The following is an 18,855-nucleotide window of genomic DNA, read 5'->3' as shown; positions in this document are numbered from 1 at the left end:
TGGACGGCTTCACTCGCCCTGGCGCCGCCGCAGCGTGTGGGCCGCCAGGGCGAGGACGGCGCCGTACTGCATTCCGGCAGCATCCTTGATCGGGATGGGCACCAGATCCGCCTCCTGGAGCTCGGCCTCGGCGAGCCAGTCGGCGTAGAGCTCGGCCAGCTCGGCAGCCAGTTCCCCCGCCAGCGCGGTGGCCGACGGCTCTGTCGCGTCGAGCCCCGTCGCCGCGATCTCCCGCAGCGCGCGCAGGAACATCCCGCCGAATCGCAGCCGAAGCATGTGCAGGATCCCGGTCAGGCCATGAAGCTCGGCCACGGTGGCCTCACGCTGGCAGGCGGGGTCCGCGGACCGCGCGCGCTGAGACTCCGCGGCCTGGCCCAGCAGCGGCAGGAACGCCCGGCTGGCGCGCAGCAGCGCAGGTTCGGTGGGCGCAGGTGCAGGTGCAGCGTGTGCGGATTCGGTGTGCGCATCCCAGCGGCCGAGCTGCGCCATGAGCAGCTCCCCGGCCGCTGCCAGCCAGGTGGCCTGGGATCGCAGGGCTGCGGCGTAGTCCTGCCCGCTGGGGGAGACGTCGTCGGCGAGCAGGTGCTTCCACTGCGGCATCTCCGCGACCATGGAGAGCGTGCCGTGGCGGCGCGCATAGCCGGTGGAGGACTCCCCGGTGGATCCCTCCGGGAAGGGATCCAGCCCGAGCGCCTCGACCCAGTCGTAAGCCTCCTCCAAGGTCCCCATGGCGAAGATCCCGGGGGAGAGCACCTTGAAATGCGCGGCCTCCGGCTCTCCCCGGTGCAGCGGGATGCCCAGGGCGGCGGGGAGCTCGCTGAGCAGCTCGTGCAGCGGCTTGAGGTGGCTCGACGGCGCAGCATGGCTCGACGGCGCAGCATCGGTGGACGGCGCAGCGCAGAGCGTGTCGGAGAGGTAGTAGTACGCCCCGCCGGATTCCGCATTGTGCAGCGGCATGTAGAAGTCTGGCCTGGTCAGGTCGATGGCTCGCTGCAGTGCCCGGGTCTCCGGGAGCATCGCGTCGAAATGTGCCGCCTTGTACCGGAACGGGAAGGTCCACTCCACCTGCTCCGGGCCTGCCGGGCGGTAGAAGTTCTCGAAATACCGGGCCCGGTCCGCTGGGGCCTGGAACCATCCCTGGTTCAGGCGCATCGAGTCCGGGTCAGCACAGGGGATCACATGGAAGCTGGTGGCCAAGGCCCGGTGCAGCTGGGTGTCCTCAAGCAGCTGCCGCACCAGATGCAGCAGGGTCCAGGAACCTATCGGCTCGTTCGGGTGCACCCCGCCGGCCAGCAGCCCGGAGAGCCCCGCCGTCTCATGCTCGCGATCCGGATCATGCTCGGGCCCGGCGATCGAATACAGCAGGATCGGCTCCCCGGCGCGCGAGTGGCCCAACGGGGTCACGCTGAGCTGCTCCGGATGCTGCGCAGCGAGCTCCGCGAAGCTCGCGTGCAGCTCATCCACCGTGGGGTAGTGGTGCACCTCAGGCAGCTTCGCGGCCAGGTCCAGGATTTCCTCCCTGGTCAGCGGTTCCAGGGCGGTGAGTCCGCTGGTGTGCGTCACGCGGGTCCTTCCACTTGGTGCGTCCGAGGCAGCTCCCTATCCTAGGGGGATGCGGCACAACCCGGACTACGCGCTCGAGGATCTCGAGGTCATCAAGGAGCTGATCACGGCGCACCCCTGGTGCACCTTCGTGGCCCATACTGCGGCGGGCCTGAGCGCCTCGCACTACCCGGTGATCCTCGATGACCAGGCAGATGCCGACGACGGCGAGCTGGTCCTGCTCAGCCACGTGGGTCGCCCCGATGAGGCCAAGCTCGGGCTGGGCGGCGCCGACGGGACCGAGCCCGGTGAGCTGCTCGCCATCATCCAGGGCCCCCACGGCTACATCTCGCCGAGCTGGTACGGCTACGGGCCCAATGTGCCGACGTGGAACTTCGCGGCCGCCCACCTCCACGGCGTGCCCGAGGTGCTCTCAGATGCCGAGAACCTGGCAGTGCTGCACCGGCTGGTGGAGCACTTCGAGAGCCGGCTGCCTGACCCGCAGCTGCTGGACTCCACCGAGGAGACCAGCGACTACGCCCAGCGCATCGTGCGCGGAACCGTCGGGTTCCGGATGCGCGTGACCCGCATCGAAGCCAAGGAGAAGATGAGCCAGGACAAGCCGATGGACTCAGTGCGCACCATCCTCGAGCAGCTGCGCGGAACCGGACCCTACGCCGATCCAGCACTGGCGGATCGGATGGAGCAGGTCAACGGGGCCGCCCTCGAGGAGGGGTCTCGATGATTCCTGCCTCCGCTGGCCTTGAGACACCCAGCCCCGCCGCCGCTCACCCCGAGTCGCTGCTGCTGCGCAATGTGCGCCTGCCCGGAAGCGATGTCCTCCACGAGGTGCAGCTGACCCAGGGGAGGATCGCCTCGCTCGCGGCAACCGATTCCACCGCAACCGACTCCCTGGACGCCGAGGGGCGCTTCCTGATCCCCGGACTGTGGGACCACCACGTGCACTTCACGCAGTGGGCGATCGCTCGGCGGCGGCTCGATCTTGCCGCCACCACCAGCGCGGCGGAGGTGCTGCAGTTGGTGCGCGGTGCGCTCAGCGCCGCAGCTTCGCAGGGGGCGGGCGCCGGCGTCGTCGGCTATGGCTTCCGGGACGGGCTCTGGCCCGACCTCCCCTCGCTGAGCAGCCTGGATCAGGCGACGGGCTCGGTGCCGGTGGGACTGATCAGCGGGGATCTGCACTGCATGTGGCTGAACTCCGCGCTGCAGACTCGGCTCGGGGTCTCCACCGACGCTAGCGGGCTGCTGCGCGAGGCGGATTCCTTCGCGGTGATGGACCAGCTCCAGGACCCCGCCTCGCTGACCCCGGAGATCTACCGGCAGACCGCTCAGGCGGCCGCCGAGCGCGGGGTGGTGGGGATCGTGGAGTTCGAGAACGCCGACAACATTTCGGCCTGGCCGCTGCGCACCGCGGCCGGGGTGGACTCGCTGCGCGTGCAGGTCTCGGTATGGCCCGACCGGCTGCAGTCCGCTCTGCTGGCCGGGATCTCCACCGGCGATGTGCTCGACGAGCGCGGGCTGGTGACCATGGGGCCACTGAAGGTGATCTCCGATGGTTCGCTGAACACCCGCACCGCATGGTGCTGGGACCCTTATCCCGAGGTGGACCTGATGCATCCGCACAGCTGCGGGATGCAGACCGTGCCGATGGATGAGCTCCAGGAGGTGATGCGCCAGGCCCGCGACGGCGGCATCTCTGCGGCGATCCACGCGATCGGCGACCGGGCCAACACCGCCGTGCTGGACGCCTTCGAGGCCCTGGCCATGCCGGGGGTGATCGAGCACGCCCAGCTGCTGCGCTGGGAGGACATCCCACGGTTCGCCCGGCTGGGGCTCACCGCCGGCGTGCAGCCGGAACATGCCATGGATGACCGGGATGTGGCCGACGCATACTGGGCGGGGCGCACCGATCGTGCCTTCCCGCTGGACGCGCTCACCCGGGCCGGGGTCCCGCTGCGGCTGGGCTCCGACGCCCCGGTCTCTCCGCTGGATCCCTGGGTGGCCATCGCGGCCGCGGTGAGTCGAAGCCGGGACGGCCGGGACCCCTGGCATCCGGAGCAGCGTCTGGACCCGGCCACCGCGCTCGCGGCAGCCACCCGGGGCGGGACTGCGACGGGCGGCCATCAGGTCCGAGCAGGCGATGCGGCGGATCTGGTGCTGGTGGAGAGTGATCCGCTAGCGGGTGAGGGCTCGGGTCTGCGCGAGATGGGAGTCGCCGCGACGCTGCTCGGCGGCCGGTTGACCTACGACGGGATCAGCTGAGCGGTCTCAGGTGCGCAAGGCGGGTCAGTCTTTCCGGGCCTGATAGGCCAGCAGGGCCGCCAGGTAGCCACCGCCGAGCACCACGGTGACCATGCCCACCGGGATCGGCTGAGCCAGCGCTTGTTGCGCGATGAGGTCAGAGCCGAGCAGCACCAGTGCGCCCATCAGCGCCGAGTTCACCAGCGGGATCCCGGGCGAGCGGGCGAGCAGCCGCGCGATCTGCGGGGCTGCCAGGGCGACGAAGGCGATCGGCCCGGTGGCCGCGGTGACCAGCGCGGTGAGCAGCACCCCGATCCCCAGGATCGCGAGCCGGGTCGGTTCCACGCGCACCCCGTGGGAGGCCGCGACGTCGTCGCCGAGTTCCAGCTGACGCAGCGGTCGCACCGCGAGCAGCAGCAGCGGGGTCACCGCGAGCACGATCCCGATCGCCGGCAGGACCGCGGACCAGTTGGTCAGACCCAATGACCCGGCGCCCCAGATGGCTGCGCCCATCGCGGTCTCGGACTGGGCGCGCAGCAGGATCCAGGAGTTCACCGCGTGCAGCGCGGCGGTGATCCCGATGCCCACCACGATCAGCCGGAACCCCTGGACGCCGTCGCGGTAGGCCAGGAGATAGACGATCAGCGCGGTGCCCAGGCCCCCGATCAGCGCGCCCAGCGAGGTGCCGATCGCCCCGCCGGCCACGGTCGCGCCACCGAGTCCCACCGTGGCGAGCAGGACACCGGTATACGCTCCGGTGGAGAAGCCGATGATGTCCGGGGAGCCCAGCGGGTTGCGGGTCAGGGTCTGGAACAGCGCCCCGGAGAGCGCCAGGGCGGTCCCGAACACCAGAGCGGCGGTGATCCGGGGCAGGCGCCACTGCAGCACCACCGTGGAGTCGAAGCCGCCGCCCCCGGTGAGCGCCACGAGCACCTCGGCGGGGTTCAGCGGGTAGTCGCCCATCCCCAGTGCGGTGATGCTCAGGATCGCGATGCCGGCCAGCAGGCCCGCCGCCACCAGCCAGGAGCGCACCGGTCGGTGGGTCAGCCGGGCCTGGGAAGTTCGCGAGCCGGCCCCGCCCCTCATAGCTTCAGCGCCCTGCGTCGGCGGATCAGCAGCACCAGCACCGGGGCGCCGAGCAGCGCGCTCACCAGACCCACTGGCATCTCGCCGGGCCAGACGATCAGTCGAGCCACGATGTCCGCGGTGAGCATCAGGATCGGGCCGAAGACCAGTGAGATCAGCAGCACCCAGCGCTGATCGGCGCCGGCGAAGAAGCGGGCGGCATGCGGGACCATCAGCCCGATGAAGGCGATCGGCCCGGCGATCGCGGCCGCGCCTCCGGCCAGGATGGTGATCGCCAGGATGCTCAGCACCCGGGTCTTCCACAGCGAGACCCCGAGTGCGGCCGCCAGCTCATCGCCCAGCGCCAGCGTGTTCAGCCCCTTGCCCAGGGGCAGCGCCACGATCAGGGCCAGCAGCACCAGCGGTGCCACGGTCAGGGTCACGTCGAGTCCGCGACCGGCGAGGATCCCGGCCTCCCACACCTGCAGCGCGCCGAAGGTGCGCGGGTCCGACAGGCGCAGGGCGCCGATGACCCCGGAGAGCACCGCGGAGAGTGCGACCCCGGCCAGGACCATCCGCATCGGGTCAACCTTGCCCGCGGACATCCCGCCGATCAGCGCCACGGCCACGGTCGCGAAGAACGCCCCGGCCAGGGCGAACCAGATATAGCCCAGCGGGGAGGTGATGCCGAAGCCGACGATCGCAATCGCCACGGCGAAGGCCGAGCCTGCGGAGACCCCGAGCAGGCCTGGCTCGGCCAGCGGGTTCCTGGTCAGCGACTGCATCAGCGCCCCGGCCACCGCCAGCGCGGCCCCGACGACGACGGCGGCCAATGTCCTTGGCACCCGCAGGCCCAGCACCGCGTGCCGGTCTGTCGCGCTGACCTCCCCGCCGCTCAACGCCGCCCAGACCGTGTCCATTCCGATGCCGCGGCTGCCGATGCTCACGCTGGCCAGGCACAGCAGCCCCAGGACCAGGAGCCCGAGCAGCAGGGCCAGCGTGGTGCGCGGCGTGGCGCTGCGGCCCAGGGCATGCGGGTGCAGCCCGGGGCGTCTGAGCGTGCCGGATTCAGCGGTCATGCCGGATGAGTCTCGCCTTAGTGGGAAATGGATACTGTCTCGTGCTCTAATTTGTTCTATTCTGGGGGAGTGGTCAACAGGCCATCCTCATATCCTTTCATCACAAGGAGCATCCTCTTGCACGGATCTCGTCGTCTCACTGGCCTCGCCCTCGGCGCCGCAGCCGCCCTTCTGCTCTCCGGCTGCGCGGACTCATCCGGGCAGGACAGCGGCAGCGCAGAAGGCGGGGACGCGAGTCAGGACGCCGGGGCGTCCAGCGGGACCTACCCGGCCACCATCGACACCGAGTTCGGCGAGGTCACCATCGAAGAGGCACCCGAGCGCGTCGTCGCCCTGGGCTGGGGCGACGCCGAGGTGGCACTGGACCTCGGAGTCGAACCAGTCGGCGCCTCGGACTGGCTGGGCTTCGAGGATCCGGACGGGATCGGGCCCTGGGTGGAGAACACCTACACCGAATCCCCGGAGATCCTCGGCACCCTGGAGCTCTCCTATGAGGCGGTGGCCGCCCTGGAGCCGGATCTGATCCTGGACGTGCGCAGCTCGGGCGAACAGGCGCGCTACGACCGGCTCAGCTCCATCGCCCCCACGGTCGGCGTGGCCCCCGGCGGAGCGGGTTACCTGACCGAGTCCGAGGACCAGGTGACGATGATCGCCGCCGCACTGGGCCAGCCAGAGGCGGGCGAGGAGATGCTCGCCGAGCAGGAGCAGGCCTTCGCCGCCGCCGTCGAGGAGAACCCGGAATGGGAGGGCCAGACCGCCACGGTGGCCTCCCGCACCGCCGAGGGCTGGGGCGCCTACACCGCAGCCGACGGCCGAGTCGCCTTCATGGAGGACCTCGGGTTCGAGCAGAACCCAGAGATCGCCGAGCTCGGTGACGAGGGGGAGTTCAGCGTGAACATCTCCGATGAGCAGCTCGAGCTGCTCGACGCAGACCTGCTCCTCGGGTTCCCGATCTTCATCGAGGAGACCGAGATCACCGAGGATGCGGGGTGGACGAGCATTCCCGCCGTCGAGGACGGCCGCGAGCTGGTGGTCACCGGAGACCTCGCCAACGCCTTCTCGCTGGGCACCCCCGAGGCGCAGATCTACGCGCTCGATGAGCTCAGCGCCGAGTTCGAGGAGATCCTGGGTCAATGAGTCTGCGCTCAAGCCTCGCCGCGGTGGCCGACCGTGCTGTTGGAGATGACGACGCCGTCGACCCCGCCACGCTGAATCCGCAGCGCGCCTACGCCACCGTGGTGGCACGGGTGCAGCGGCTGAGCCCGAACTATCTGCGCTTCACACTCGAGGCCGAGGAGCTGCGGCACTTCCACACCGGCGGGCTGGACCAGCGGATCAAGCTGCTGCTGCCCCGCGCCGACGGCACGCTGCCTGATCTGGGGCTCTTCGAGCAGCCGCAGCCGGAGATGATGCAGTGGTACACCACCTGGCGTCAGCTCCCCGACGCCGAGCGCAACCCGATCCGGACCTACACGGTGCGAGCCATCCGCCCGTGGGCGCAGCAGATCGATGTGGACTTCGTGGTCCACGGCACCGAGGGTCCCGCCTCGGCCTGGGCGATGCGCGCCGAGGTCGGCGACGAGCTGGTGATCATCGGCCCGGACGGCCGGTCCACCCGGGTCGGCGGCGGGATCGAGTTCGATCCGCATACCGCGCGCGATGTCCTGCTGGCCGGCGATGAGACGGCGGTGCCCGCGATCTGCGCGATCCTGGAGATGCTGCCCGAGCGGGTCCACGGCGAGGCGTACCTGGAGATCCCCACGCGCGCGGATGCCCTCGACGTGGCCAACAGCTCCGGGGTGGAGATCTTCTGGCTGCCCCGAGAGGGCGCCGCCCGCGGCGCTCCGCTGACCAGTGCCGTGCAGAACTGGGGCCGGCGGCGCGCGGAGATCTTCGCCCAGCGCCGCGCCTCCTGGCAGCCCGCCCGCGGTGAACCGGTGGGAGCACCCTCGGGCGCCGAGGACCTCGCGGAGCTCGGCGAAGACGATCTGCTCTGGGAGGTCGGGGACGCCAATGGCTTCCGCGAGTACGCATGGCTGGCCGGTGAGGCCGGTGTCATCACAGGCCTGCGCCGTCACCTGGTCAAGGATGTCGGGCTCAGCCGGAAGCAGGTCTCCTTCATGGGCTATTGGAAGCAGGGCCGCGCCAGCTGAGCGCTGGGCGGCCTCGGCCCTACCCCCGGGGACGTAGTGCGCCGGACTCGCGCCCATGGGAGACTTGCAGGGATGGCAAATCCCAAGAATCCCCGCAACGAAGTCCGCTCCCGCGACGAGCGTGAGCCGAAGATCTCCGCGCCCAAGTCGGCTGCCGCCCGCAGCGCCGCCGGGGCGCCCCGGACGGCAGCCTCGGGTCCCTCCTCGGAGGCCGCGCGCCCGCAGATCCGGCCCAAGGCGGAGGGCTGGCAGCAGCCCATGGACGCCGAGGGGCGACCGAAGCTGCAGTTCGCCCAGCCCAAGGTCAAGCAGCCGCCGAAGCATCTGGCGGACATGACCCTGGATGAGCGCACCGATCGCGCCAAGGAGCTGGGGATCTCTGGGTTCCGCGCCAAGCAGCTCTCGGTGCACTACTTCCGGCACTACACCTCCGACCCGGAGCAGATGACCGATCTGCCCGCGGAGACCCGCGAACAGCTGGTGGAGGAGTTCCTGCCGCCGCTGCTCACCGAGGTCCGCCGGCTCAAGACCGACGACGGCGCCACGATCAAGTTCCTCTGGCGGCTCTTCGACGGTGCCATGGTCGAGTCGGTGCTGATGCGCTACCGCAGCCGGATCACGCTGTGTATCTCCTCGCAGTGCGGCTGCGGGATGAACTGTCCCTTCTGCGCCACCGGACAGAACGGGCTGACCCGCAACATGTCCTCGGCTGAGATCGTGGACCAGATCGTCCAGGCGAACCGGGTGATCGCCGCCGGTGAGCTCGACGCCCCGAATGCGGCCGAGCTCGCCGAGGAGCAGGATCACGCAGCCCTGGGCGAGGAGACCGACTTCGCCGAGTCCGAGGAATCGGCAGCGGCGGGCAAGGGCGCGTCGTCGTCCTCTTCGGTGGGCCCGCAGCGGGTCTCCAACATCGTCTTCATGGGGATGGGCGAGCCGTTGGCGAACTATAAGCGCGTGATGAACGCCGTGCGCCGCATGGTGGACCCCGCCCCGGAGGGCCTGGGCATGAGCGCCCGCGGGATCACCATCTCCACCGTGGGACTGGTCCCGGCGATCCGCAAGCTCGCCGATGAGAACCTGCCGATCACCTTCGCGCTGAGCCTGCACGCGCCCGACGATGAGCTGCGCGATGAGCTGATCCCGGTGAACTCGCGCTGGAAGGCCGATGAGGCCATCGACGCCGCGTACCACTACTACAAGACCACCGGGCGTCGAGTCTCGATCGAGTACGCGTTGATCAAGGACATGAACGACCACCAGTGGCGCGCCGAGCTGCTGGCCGAGAAGCTCAACGCCCGCGGCCGCGGCTGGGTGCACGTGAACCCGATCCCGCTGAACCCGACTCCGGGCTCGATCTGGACCTCCTCGGAGCCGGAGGTGATGCGGGCCTTCGTGAACCGGCTCGAGTCCCTCGGAGTGCCCACCACGCTGCGTGATACCCGCGGCAAGGAGATCGACGGCGCCTGCGGCCAGCTCGCCGCGGCGGAAGAGTGACCGGAGAGGACTGAGATGAGCGACACCTCGCGCCCCCACGACGTCATCGAGGTCATCGGTGCGCGGGAGAACAATCTCAAGGGATTCAGCCTGCAGATCCCGAAGCGGGCGCTGACCGTCTTCACCGGGGTCTCCGGCTCGGGAAAGTCCTCGCTGGTCTTCGGGACCATCGCCGCGGAGTCCCAACGGATGATCAACGAGACCTATAGCGCGTTCCTGCAGGGCTTCATGCCGAGCCTGAGCCGGCCCGAGGTGGAGGATCTGCAGGGCCTGACCGCGGCGATCGTGGTCAACCAGGAGCGCCTGGGCGCGAACATCCGCTCCACCGTGGGCACCGTCACCGACGTCAACACGCTGCTGCGGATCCTGTTCAGCCGGATCGGGGAGCCGCAGATCGGCGGCCCGCAGGCCTTCTCCTTCAACGTCGCGAGCGCGAGCGGGGCCGGTGCGGTCAGCTTTGAGCGCGGCGGAGAGAAGACCAAGGAGCGCCGCGAGTTCAGCATCACCGGTGGCATGTGCCCGCGCTGCGACGGCCGCGGCCAGATCAACGACATCGACGTCGCCCAGCTGATCGACGAGTCGCTCTCGCTGAACCAGGGCGCCATCACGGTGCCCGGCTACAAGGCCGGGGGCTGGTCGGTGCGGTATTACTCCGAATCTGGCTTCTTCGATCCGGACAAGCCGGTGCGCGACTACTCCGAGCAGGAGCGCCACGACCTGCTGCACCGCGAGCCGGAGAAGGTCAAGATGAGCGGGATCAACATGACCTATCAGGGCCTGGTCCCACAGGTGCGCAAGTCCATGCTCGCCAAGGACCGCGACGCGATGCAGCCGCATATCCGGGCGTTCGTGGACCGCGCGGTCACCTTCGTGGCCTGCCCGGAGTGCGAAGGGACCCGGCTGAGCGCGCTCACCCGTTCGGTGACCGTTCAGGGCCGCAACATCGCCGAGGTCTGCGCGATGCAGCTCAGCGACCTGGCCGGATGGCTGCGCGAGCTCGAGGTGCCCGGAGTCGCTCCGCTGCGTGCCTCGCTGCTGGAGACCGTGGAGCACTTCATCGAGATCGGGCTGGGTTACCTCAGCCTGGACCGGCCGGCCGGTACGCTCTCCGGCGGCGAGGCGCAGCGGGTGAAGATGATCCGTCACCTGGGATCCGCGCTGACCGACATCACCTATGTCTTCGACGAGCCCACCATCGGGCTGCATCCGCATGACATCGACCGGATGAACACGATGCTGCTGCGACTGCGCGATAAGGGCAACACTGTGCTGGTGGTCGAGCACAAGCCGGAAACCATCGAGATCGCCGACCACGTGGTGGACCTGGGCCCGCGGGCCGGGGAGGCCGGTGGGGAGCTGTGCTTCGAGGGCACCGTGGCGCAGCTGCGCGGCAGCGACACCCTCACCGGCCGGCACCTGGACTACCGGGCGCAGGTCAAGGACCAGGTCCGCTCGGCCACCGGGGAGATGCAGATCCGCGGAGCCCGGCGCAACAACCTGCGCGAGGTCGATGTGGACATCCCCACCGGGGTGCTCACCGTGATCACCGGAGTGGCCGGATCGGGAAAGTCCACGCTGATCGAGGGCAGCCTCGCCGGACGGGAGGGAGTGACCTTCATCGACCAGAGCGGGATCAAAGGCTCCTCGCGTTCGAACCCCGCCACCTACACCGGGCTGCTGGAGCCGATCCGCAAGGCCTTCGCCAAGGCCAACGGGGTCAAGCCGGCACTGTTCAGCGCGAACTCCGAGGGCGCCTGCCCCACCTGCGGCGGCGCCGGGGTGATCTACACCGAACTGGGCGTCATGGAGACGGTGGCGAGCCCCTGTGAGGACTGCGAGGGCCGCCGCTTCCGGCGCGAGGTGCTGGCATACACGCTCGGCGACGAGCACAGCGGAGCCAAGAACATCAGCGAGGTGCTCAACCTCTCGGTGGACCAGGCGCAGGCGTTCTTCTCCGCCGGGGCCGCCCGCGTCCCGGCCGCGATGAAGATCCTGACCCGACTCTCCGACGTCGGCCTGGGCTACCTGCGGCTGGGGCAGCCGCTGAACACGCTCTCCGGGGGTGAGCGGCAGCGGATCAAGCTGGCCACGAAGATGGCCGACCCCGGCGGGGTCTACGTCCTGGATGAGCCCACCACCGGGCTGCACCTGGCTGATGTGGCGAACCTGCTGGGCCTGCTCGACCGGCTGGTGGACTCCGGAACCTCCGTGGTGGTGATCGAGCATCACCAGGCCGTGATGGCTCATGCGGACTGGATCATCGACATGGGGCCAGGGGCAGGCAGCGACGGCGGCCGGGTGGTCTTCACCGGCACCCCGGCCCAGCTGATCGCTCAGGCGCAGACGCTCACCGCGCAGCACCTGGCGCGCTACGTCGCCGGGTGATCGTTGCGTCTGGATAGGCTGGAGCGATGATGCCTTCGCAGAGATCACAGGTCCCCGGCTTCGAGGTGATGAGCATCCTGGCGCGGATCGATGCGATGCGCGCCGCCGGGAAGGACGTCGTCTCCCTGACCGCGGGGGAGCCCGGCTCCGGCGCCCCGGTGGCGGTCAACCAGGCGGCCGCGGCGATCCACGCCAGCAACACGGTGCTGAACTACACCGCGGCCATGGGAATCGCCCCGCTGCGCGAGGCGATCGCAGAGCACTACGGAAGCTGGTACGGGGTCACTGTGCCGCCGGAGCGGATCGCGGTGACCACCGGCTCCTCGGGGGCCTTCATGCTCAGCTTCCTGGCGGCCTTCGACCCGGGAGACCGGGTCGCGCTGGCGCGCCCCGGGTACCCCGCCTACCGCAACATCCTCACCGCGCTCGGCATCGAGGTGGTGGACCTGGACTGCGGCCCGAAAGAGCGGTTCCAGCCCACGATCGCACAGCTGCAGGAGCAGCTCGACGCCGGGAACTCCCTGGCCGGACTGATCCTCGCCTCACCGGCGAACCCCACCGGCACCATGGTTCAGCGGGCACAGCTGGAAGAGCTCGCCGCGTGGTGCGTCGAGCACGGGGTCCAGCTGATCAGCGATGAGATCTATCACGGGATCAGCTACGGGTCCGAGAACGTGAGCGCCACCGAGATGGGGGAGGATCCGGTGGTCATCTCCTCCTTCTCGAAATACTGGGGGATGCCCGGCTGGAGGCTGGGCTGGATGGTGCTCCCGGAGCACCTGGTGGACCCGGTGTCCCGGCTCGCCGGGAACGTGTCACTGTGCCCGCCGCACGCCACGCAGCTCGCGGCGGTCCAGGCGTTCACCCCGGCTTCGCTCGACTTCGCCGCCTCCCAGGTCAGCGGTTATGCCGCAGCGCGCGAGCGGGTGCTTGACCTGATCCCACAGCTGGGCTGGGGCGAGGTCGCCCCGGCCGACGGCGCCTTCTACGTCTACGCGCATCTGGGCGAGCAGCTCGAGCGCTTCGGTGATTCACCGGCCTACTGCGCAGCCCTGCTGGAGGGTGCCGGTGTCGCCGTCGTCCCGGGCACCGACTTCGATCCGGTGGCCGGGCAGCACTGGATCCGGCTCAGCCTGGCCCCGGGGGAGCAGGCTGTCGCGGAGGGACTGCGCCGGATCCTGGCATTCCAGGCCGTCTAGGCATGAGTCCGCTCAGTCCACACTGAATTCGATCCGGTGCTGACCGGTGGCGGCATTGGGGATCGGATCCCGGCGCTCATCGGTCTGGGTCTCCCCGGCGGCGTTGATCGCGCGCACGGTCACTGCATGTCGTCCGGAGCTGACATCGGCGAAGGTGTGCCGCCACTGCCGCCAGGTGTCGATGTTGACCTCATCGGCGAGCTCCACAGATTCCCAGTCCCCGTCGTCCAGGCGCACCTCCACCTCGGCGACACCCTCGTGCTGGGCCCAGGCGGTACCGGCGACGACGAGCTCCTCGCCGCTGTCCACGCGGGCCAGCGGGCGGGGCACGTCGATCCGCGAGGCGACCAGGATCGGGCCCTCGGCGTCCCAGCCGCGATCGGTCCAGTACGCGGTCTGCGCATCGAAGCGGGTGACCTCCAGCTCGGTGACCCATTTGGTGGCCGAGACGTAGCCGTAGAGGCCCGGCACCACCAGCCGAGCCGGGTAGCCGTGCTGGGCGGGAAGCGGCTCGCCGTTCATCCCCACCGCCAGCAGGCAGGCGCGGTCCTCATCGGTGAGCACCTCCAGCGGGGTGGAGGCGGTCCAGCCGTCGATGGAGCGGGAGAGCACCATATCGGCCTCGCCCAGCGGGCGGGCCCGGGCGAGCAGCTCCCGGATCGGGTAGCCGAGCCAGGTGGCGTTGCCCAGCAGGTCCCCGCCCACGGGGTTGGACACGCAGGCCAGGGTGATGTGGTGCTCTTGAAGCGGCAGGTCGAGCAGCTCGGCCATGTCGATGGTGATCTCCTCCTCGACCAGGCCATGGATCCGCAGCGTCCAGTCCTCGGGGGAGAGCTCAGGCACCACCAGGGCGGTGTCGATCCGGTAGAAGTCGTTGTTCGGGGTGATGAACGGTGCGACCCCGTCCACTCCGACGCTGGCCCCGGCCGGGATCGCTGGGGCGGGCACCGCGGGGGTGGGCAGGACCAGCCGTGCTGCGGCCTCCCCGGCGCCGACGCCGAAGGCGTTGACCGAGCGGCCGAAGGTGATCGAGCCCGCAGCGATGGCGGTGCCGGCGGCTGCCAGGCCCAGGAAGCGGCGCCGCGAATGGGCGCGCTCATCCTCGGTGCTGGTGCGGTCGGCAGCGGATGATTCAGTGGAGGGGGTTGTGGATGAGCCAGCGCTCGAGCCAGCACGGTCGGCCTGGGAGGCGCGGGTGAAGCCCGTGGCCGCACCGCTGAGCAGCAGCAGGCTCGCGATGCCGAGGCCGCCGCCGATCAGGGTCGGCAGTGCGTCCAGCGGCGAGCTCTCGGGACGCAGCAGCACCACGACGAGCAGGGTCACCACGACCGCGGAGAACACGATCACGGCCAGGCGCAGGCTGCGCCGGGCCAGGGCCCCGATCAGGGCCGCCAGGATCATCCCCACGATTCCCATGCTCAGGTAGAGCACCAGCTTGTTGTTGCTCCCGAAGTAGGAGATCGCGAAGTCCTGCAGCCAGCTCGGTGAGAGCGTGATGATCGTGGAGCCCAGCGAGACCAGCGGAGAGGAGGCGGGACCGAAGAGCCTGGAGATGAGATCCGCCAGGCCAAGGAAGATCGCCGCGGCAAGGACACCTGCCAGCAGGTGTGGGATCAGGTCACGCCGACGCCGAGGATCTCGGCCTGCGGCTGGTTCCTGGATGCCGGGCGTCTCGTGCACTGTCTCAGTCATGTCTTGAGTTCGTAGCCGAGGCGGCACTCGGATGGGTGGACCGGGTCAGAGATCCGCGAGAACCACGGGGTCGCTGGTGGGGGCCTCGGAGCCGCCCGCCGGTTCCACGGTGACGCCGAAGGTCATGTCCTCGTCCATGGAGAGGTCCGTGAGCAGTTCGGTGCTGGTGCCGGTCATCAGTCCGGCACTGTGCGGGCCCTCTTCATCGATCAGCCAGAGCTGCATGGTCTGGTCCTCGCTGAGCTCGGGCATGTCGTGAGGTGTCAGGTGCAGCATCTGCTCGGAGACCGAGTACGCCAGGGTCAGCCGTCCGCCCACGGTCGCCTCTGCCTCGGTGAAGGCCAGATCTGAGGCGCTGAGCAGACGCTGGGTGCGCTCGCGCTCCGCCTCCGCCACGGTCAGCGATTCCTGGATCTCGGTGGTGTCCTGCTGCTGGTTGATCAGCGCTCCGGCCAGGACCGCGGAGAGCAGCAGCAAGGTGGAGGCGGCCAGCGCGAAGAGCATCGTGGCCGGTCGGCGCGACCGCGACGCCGCAGCCGGGCGCTCCTGCTGCTCCTGCTGTGCGTCAGGGGCTGACGCGGGCTCTGGCACAGGGGCTGACGCGGGTTCTGGCACCGGGTCAGCCGCCTGCTGGTGCAGCCGGGGGATGGCGAGGATCGCCGCTTCGGTCTCTGGGCTGGGCGCGATGGCGTCATCGGACTCGGCCAGCAGTCCCAGCGTCTCGCTGAAGGACTGGACCTCCTCGGCGAAGCTGGGGTCGGTGGCCTCGAGGTCGAGGGCCTGGAGCATCTCGGCATCGGCCAGGGTCCCGAGGGCAAGGCCGGCTGCTAAGTATTCGCGATCGGCGTTCATCCGGCACCTCCTAACTGGGCCCTGAGTCTTCGCATGCCGTCTCGTATTCTGGATTTCACTGTCCCGAGTGGCACATCGAGTCGCGTGGCGATCTCTGAGTGAGACAGTTCCTGGTAGTAGGCCATCGCAATCGCGGTGGCCTGCTCTTCGGGGAGTCTCTGCAGCGCGGTGCGCGCCCGATCTGCCTCCACCTGTGTGAGGACTGAGTCCTGGACATCTGGCTCGTGTTCGTGAGCCTGCTTCACCCCCTGGGTGAAGTCCCGGTTCTGCTGGGCCTGGACCGCTCGTACCCGGTCGATCGCTCGACGCCGGCACATCGTGGTCAGCCAGGCCCGTCCGCTTCCGGCGTTCGGCCGGTAGCTGTTGGCGTTGATCCAGACTTCGGTGAAGATCTCTTGGAGAACTTCCTCCGCCAGGGATCTATTCCGCAGCACCCGAAGTGCAGTCGCCAACAGAATCGAGCCCTGGTCGCGGTAGAGCTGCTCGAAGGCCCGCTCGTCGCCCTGCTGGATCCGCAGCAGCAGATCGCCGCAGGGATCCGCTGAGCCGTCCACCGGAATCTGCGCGCCGTCGGCCGCTGACCCGGACCTGCCCATCTCTTGCATCCCAACAGGATGCCACATCCTGGGCGGAGACCTTCGCATCGACTGGCGTCTTGCAGCTGGTGCATGAACTGACGACGGCGGCGCCCGCATCCCGAGATCAGGGTGGTTGCGCGGCGCCGCCGGGTCGTTCAGAACTGCTCAGGAGCGCTCAGCGGTGACCGAGCCCAGCGAGGATCACTCCTCGGCAGCTGCTGGCATCAGCACGGCGTCGACCATGTAGACGGTGGCGTTGTCGGTCATCACGCCGCCGCAGACCAGGCCGGCCTCGTCGAACATCAGATCGTCGCCTTCGCCCTCGACGGTCACGGTGGCGCCGTTGACGGTCTCGTGCTCGCCGGCGATCTCATCGGGGGAGAGCTGGCCGGGGATGACGTGGTAGGTCAGCACATCGGTGAGCATGTCGGCATCCTCGACCACAGCGTTGAGGTCTTCTTCGGGGATGGCGGCGAATGCGTCATCGGTGGGAGCGATCACGGTGAACTCGTCACCGTTGAGCGTGTCCACCAGGTCCACATCGGGGTTCAGCTCGCCGGAGACTGCCGCGGTCAGCGTGGTCAGCATCGGGTTGTTCGAGGCGGCGGTGGCCACCGGATCCTGGGCCATGCCCTCGACCGAGCCGTCGCCCTCGGGGACCTGCTCGGCGTAGTCGGCACAGCTGGCGCCGACCAGGTTGGCCGCCGGATCAGCCTCGTCCATGGACTCCGACTCCTCATCCATGGGCTCCTCGGACTCCATGGACTCGGTCTCTTCATCCATGGGAGCCTCTGACTCCATGGTCTCCTCGGTCATCTCCTGGTCGGACTCTGCTGCCGGCTCTTCGGCGTCGCCGCCGCAGGCGCTGAGGCCCAGCAGGGCCACCATGCCGATTCCGAGCAGGGACGAGGTCTTGCGCATCTCGGTCTTCATGACTGAATCTCCTGTTGATCGCACTTGGTCTGTGTCACGGCCTCTGGTCGGGGTATCGACCAGGCCATGTACGCAGAGTTCGGAGCGGGGACAGGATCGGATGGTGATTTGTTGAAAAACTTTCCCGAGGGTCAGATCCGGGTCATCTGCGCGTGCTCGACTGCCCGGCCTCGGCGAGGATCCGGGCCGCCATCTTGCGGAAGATGATCGCGTGGAACGGGGTCACCCCGAGCCAGTAGGCCCGACCGGCGAGGCCGCGCGGGAAGAAGATCGCTCGCTGCCGGTAGCGCGAGCCGGTCCCCTCCGGTTCCACCATGAACTCGAGCCACGCCTGACCGGGCACCTTCATCTCTGCGCGCAGGCGTAGCAGCCTGCCGCGCTCCAGGTCCTCCACCCGCCACCAGTCGAGGGTGTCACCGAGTGCGAGCTGGCCCCGGCTGCGCCGGCCGCGGCCCATGCCGACCCCGCCGACGAGCTTGTCCGCGAGTCCCCGCAGCGCCCAGGCCCGAGAGAGCGAGAAGTATCCGGTCTCTCCGCCGATGCCTTCGATGATCGCGAAGACCGCGTCAGGTGAGGCGGTGGAGAGCCGCTCACGCTCATCGACCAACACCGAGCGTCCGGTCCAGTCCGGGTCCGAGGGCAGCGATTCCGAGGGCACGTCCAGCGGGTGCGCCGCGGCCCAGGTGGTCTCCACCCGATCGGCGGAGATCTTGTCCAGAGCCAGCCGCACAGAGGTCTCATAGTCGGTGAGCCCCTCCTGGGGCGGGGCGATGATGTCGTCGATGACGTGGTCCTTGACCACGCAGTCATGCTGGAGCGATTCCACCAGCGGGATGGCCAGCGTGCGCGGGATCGGGGTGACCAGGTTGACCCACTGCGCGGCGAGCCAGGGGGTGAGCACCGGCAGCGCGATCACTCGCGGCTCGTTGAGCTCAGCGGTGCGGGCGTAGATCTTCATCAGCTCGGCGTAGCTGTGCACATCTGGCCCACCGATGTCGGCGCGGACGCTTTCGCTCAGCTCGATGTCCATGGCGCGGGTCAGATAGTGCAGCGCATCGCGCACGGCGATGGGCTGGATCTGGTTCAGCACCCACTTCGGGGCCGGCATCACCGGGAGCACATCGGTGAGGTGGCGGATCATCTCGAAGCTGGCGGAGCCGGAACCGATCACCAGTCCGGCCTGCAGGGTCAGGGTGGGCACACCGCTGGACTCCAGCACCTCGCCCACATGGACCCGCGAGCGCAGGTGAGCGCTGAGCTCGCCCTCGTTCGCGTCCGGGTGCAGACCTGCCAGGTAGACGATGTGGTCGACGCCGGCAGCCTTGGCGGCGCCGCCCAGCACCTCGGCGCAACGTTCGTCGAGCTCCTCGAAGCTGCGGTCGGAGGTCATCGAGTGCACCAGGAAGTACGCCGTGTCGGCGCCTTCGCAGAGCTCACGGGCCGCCTCGGGGTCGGTCAGGTCACCTTCGACGACGGTGACCTCGTCCCGCCACGGGACATCGCGCAGCGCATCCGCCCGGCGGGTGAGCACGCGCACCTCATGTCCTGCACTGAGCAGCTGTGGCACCAGCCGCCCTCCGATATACCCCGTCGCTCCGGTCACCGCTGCTGTTGCCATCTG

15 protein-coding genes are annotated in these 18,855 nt (G+C 69.3%); 7 read left to right on the top strand and 8 right to left on the bottom strand.

Annotation, left to right across the window (positions count from 1 at the left end; genetic code table 11):
* Window positions 1-9 precede the first annotated feature (9 nt).
* Window positions 10-1,563, bottom strand: coding sequence for a M14 family zinc carboxypeptidase (locus HNR24_RS08260; protein ID WP_182495545.1), 1,554 nt, complete (start codon window positions 1,561-1,563; stop codon window positions 10-12).
* A 49-nt stretch (window positions 1,564-1,612) separates the two neighbouring features.
* Here HNR24_RS08260 and HNR24_RS08255 point away from each other — a divergent pair, with 49 nt between their 5' ends.
* Both HNR24_RS08255 and HNR24_RS08250 read left to right on the top strand, forming a co-directional pair.
* On the top strand, window positions 1,613-2,287 hold the full coding sequence (locus HNR24_RS08255; RefSeq protein WP_182495544.1) for an FMN-binding negative transcriptional regulator: 675 nt from the start codon (window positions 1,613-1,615) through the stop codon (window positions 2,285-2,287).
* The gene (locus HNR24_RS08250; RefSeq protein ID WP_182495543.1) at window positions 2,284-3,822 is read left to right on the top strand and encodes an amidohydrolase; all 1,539 of its coding nucleotides are present in this window, start codon (window positions 2,284-2,286) and stop codon (window positions 3,820-3,822) included. The genes HNR24_RS08255 and HNR24_RS08250 overlap by 4 nt, the downstream gene beginning before the upstream one ends.
* Window positions 3,823-3,846: 24 nt before the next feature.
* Here the strand turns inward: HNR24_RS08250 and HNR24_RS08245 are convergent, their stop codons facing one another.
* Window positions 3,847-4,833: a FecCD family ABC transporter permease gene (locus HNR24_RS08245; protein ID WP_310735409.1), complete on the bottom strand. Its 987-nt coding sequence runs from the start codon at window positions 4,831-4,833 to the stop codon at window positions 3,847-3,849.
* A gap of 50 nt (window positions 4,834-4,883) precedes the next feature.
* Window positions 4,884-5,945: a FecCD family ABC transporter permease gene (locus HNR24_RS08240; RefSeq protein WP_182495541.1), complete on the bottom strand. Its 1,062-nt coding sequence runs from the start codon at window positions 5,943-5,945 to the stop codon at window positions 4,884-4,886.
* Window positions 5,946-6,062: 117 nt separating this feature from the next.
* Between HNR24_RS08240 and HNR24_RS08235 the strand changes: the two genes are divergently transcribed.
* The 5 genes from HNR24_RS08235 (at window position 6,063) to HNR24_RS08215 (ending at window position 13,179) form a co-directional block, all read left to right on the top strand.
* On the top strand, window positions 6,063-7,082 hold the full coding sequence (locus tag HNR24_RS08235) for an ABC transporter substrate-binding protein (RefSeq protein WP_259392427.1): 1,020 nt from the start codon (window positions 6,063-6,065) through the stop codon (window positions 7,080-7,082).
* Window positions 7,079-8,098 carry a siderophore-interacting protein gene (locus HNR24_RS08230; RefSeq protein ID WP_182495539.1) on the top strand — a complete coding sequence of 340 codons (1,020 nt, stop codon included), beginning with the start codon at window positions 7,079-7,081 and terminating at the stop codon, window positions 8,096-8,098. The genes HNR24_RS08235 and HNR24_RS08230 overlap by 4 nt, the downstream gene beginning before the upstream one ends.
* A 258-nt stretch (window positions 8,099-8,356) precedes the next feature.
* The gene (gene rlmN, locus HNR24_RS08225; RefSeq protein WP_157075445.1) at window positions 8,357-9,595 is read left to right on the top strand and encodes a 23S rRNA (adenine(2503)-C(2))-methyltransferase RlmN; all 1,239 of its coding nucleotides are present in this window, start codon (window positions 8,357-8,359) and stop codon (window positions 9,593-9,595) included.
* Window positions 9,596-9,610: 15 nt separating this feature from the next.
* Complete coding sequence (locus HNR24_RS08220; RefSeq protein ID WP_182495538.1) at window positions 9,611-11,980, top strand: ATP-binding cassette domain-containing protein; 2,370 nt, start codon at window positions 9,611-9,613, stop codon at window positions 11,978-11,980.
* A gap of 26 nt (window positions 11,981-12,006) precedes the next feature.
* Window positions 12,007-13,179 (top strand): pyridoxal phosphate-dependent aminotransferase, encoded by a 1,173-nt coding sequence (locus HNR24_RS08215; protein WP_182495537.1) that lies wholly within the window; start codon window positions 12,007-12,009, stop codon window positions 13,177-13,179.
* A gap of 12 nt (window positions 13,180-13,191) precedes the next feature.
* On the opposite strand, the gene HNR24_RS08210 is transcribed toward HNR24_RS08215, so the two are convergent.
* The 5 genes from HNR24_RS08210 to HNR24_RS08190 all read right to left on the bottom strand — a co-directional run bounded on the left by HNR24_RS08210 (window position 13,192) and on the right by HNR24_RS08190 (window position 18,852).
* Window positions 13,192-14,871, bottom strand: coding sequence for a molybdopterin-dependent oxidoreductase (locus tag HNR24_RS08210; protein ID WP_182495536.1), 1,680 nt, complete (start codon window positions 14,869-14,871; stop codon window positions 13,192-13,194).
* Window positions 14,872-14,916: 45 nt separating this feature from the next.
* A complete protein-coding gene (locus tag HNR24_RS08205; protein WP_182495535.1) occupies window positions 14,917-15,723 on the bottom strand; it encodes an anti-sigma factor in 807 nt (268 codons plus the stop codon).
* Window positions 15,720-16,328, bottom strand: a complete 609-nt coding sequence (locus HNR24_RS08200; protein WP_232301729.1) for a sigma-70 family RNA polymerase sigma factor — start codon at window positions 16,326-16,328, stop codon at window positions 15,720-15,722. The genes HNR24_RS08205 and HNR24_RS08200 overlap by 4 nt, the downstream gene beginning before the upstream one ends.
* Window positions 16,329-16,502: 174 nt before the next feature.
* Window positions 16,503-17,234, bottom strand: a complete 732-nt coding sequence (locus HNR24_RS08195) for a fasciclin domain-containing protein (protein WP_246310339.1) — start codon at window positions 17,232-17,234, stop codon at window positions 16,503-16,505.
* Window positions 17,235-17,376: 142 nt separating this feature from the next.
* On the bottom strand, window positions 17,377-18,852 hold the full coding sequence (locus HNR24_RS08190) for an SDR family oxidoreductase (protein WP_182495534.1): 1,476 nt from the start codon (window positions 18,850-18,852) through the stop codon (window positions 17,377-17,379).
* Window positions 18,853-18,855: the final 3 nt, after the last annotated feature.

The organism is Nesterenkonia sandarakina, assembly GCF_014138825.1.
In the GTDB taxonomy this organism is placed as follows: Bacteria; Actinomycetota; Actinomycetes; order Actinomycetales; family Micrococcaceae; genus Nesterenkonia; species Nesterenkonia sandarakina.
The sequence above is the reverse complement of the archived record's forward strand: the minus strand, read 5'-3'. Positions and strand labels throughout refer to the sequence as shown.

Excerpts from the sequence above, each read along its gene's own strand:
- HNR24_RS08255 (WP_182495544.1), top strand. The coding sequence starts at position 1,613 with ATGCGGCACAACCCGGACTACGCGCTCGAGGATCTCGAGGTCATCAAG.
- HNR24_RS08250 (WP_182495543.1), top strand. The coding sequence starts at position 2,284 with ATGATTCCTGCCTCCGCTGGCCTTGAGACACCCAGCCCCGCCGCCGCT.
- HNR24_RS08240 (WP_182495541.1), bottom strand. The coding sequence starts at position 5,945 with ATGACCGCTGAATCCGGCACGCTCAGACGCCCCGGGCTGCACCCGCAT.
- HNR24_RS08230 (WP_182495539.1), top strand. The coding sequence starts at position 7,079 with ATGAGTCTGCGCTCAAGCCTCGCCGCGGTGGCCGACCGTGCTGTTGGA.
- rlmN (WP_157075445.1), top strand. The coding sequence starts at position 8,357 with ATGGACGCCGAGGGGCGACCGAAGCTGCAGTTCGCCCAGCCCAAGGTC.
- HNR24_RS08220 (WP_182495538.1), top strand. The coding sequence starts at position 9,611 with ATGAGCGACACCTCGCGCCCCCACGACGTCATCGAGGTCATCGGTGCG.
- HNR24_RS08215 (WP_182495537.1), top strand. The coding sequence starts at position 12,007 with ATGATGCCTTCGCAGAGATCACAGGTCCCCGGCTTCGAGGTGATGAGC.
- HNR24_RS08210 (WP_182495536.1), bottom strand. The coding sequence starts at position 14,871 with ATGACTGAGACAGTGCACGAGACGCCCGGCATCCAGGAACCAGCCGCA.
- HNR24_RS08205 (WP_182495535.1), bottom strand. The coding sequence starts at position 15,723 with ATGAACGCCGATCGCGAATACTTAGCAGCCGGCCTTGCCCTCGGGACC.
- HNR24_RS08200 (WP_232301729.1), bottom strand. The coding sequence starts at position 16,328 with ATGCAAGAGATGGGCAGGTCCGGGTCAGCGGCCGACGGCGCGCAGATT.
- HNR24_RS08195 (WP_246310339.1), bottom strand. The coding sequence starts at position 17,234 with ATGAAGACCGAGATGCGCAAGACCTCGTCCCTGCTCGGAATCGGCATG.
- HNR24_RS08190 (WP_182495534.1), bottom strand. The coding sequence starts at position 18,852 with ATGGCAACAGCAGCGGTGACCGGAGCGACGGGGTATATCGGAGGGCGG.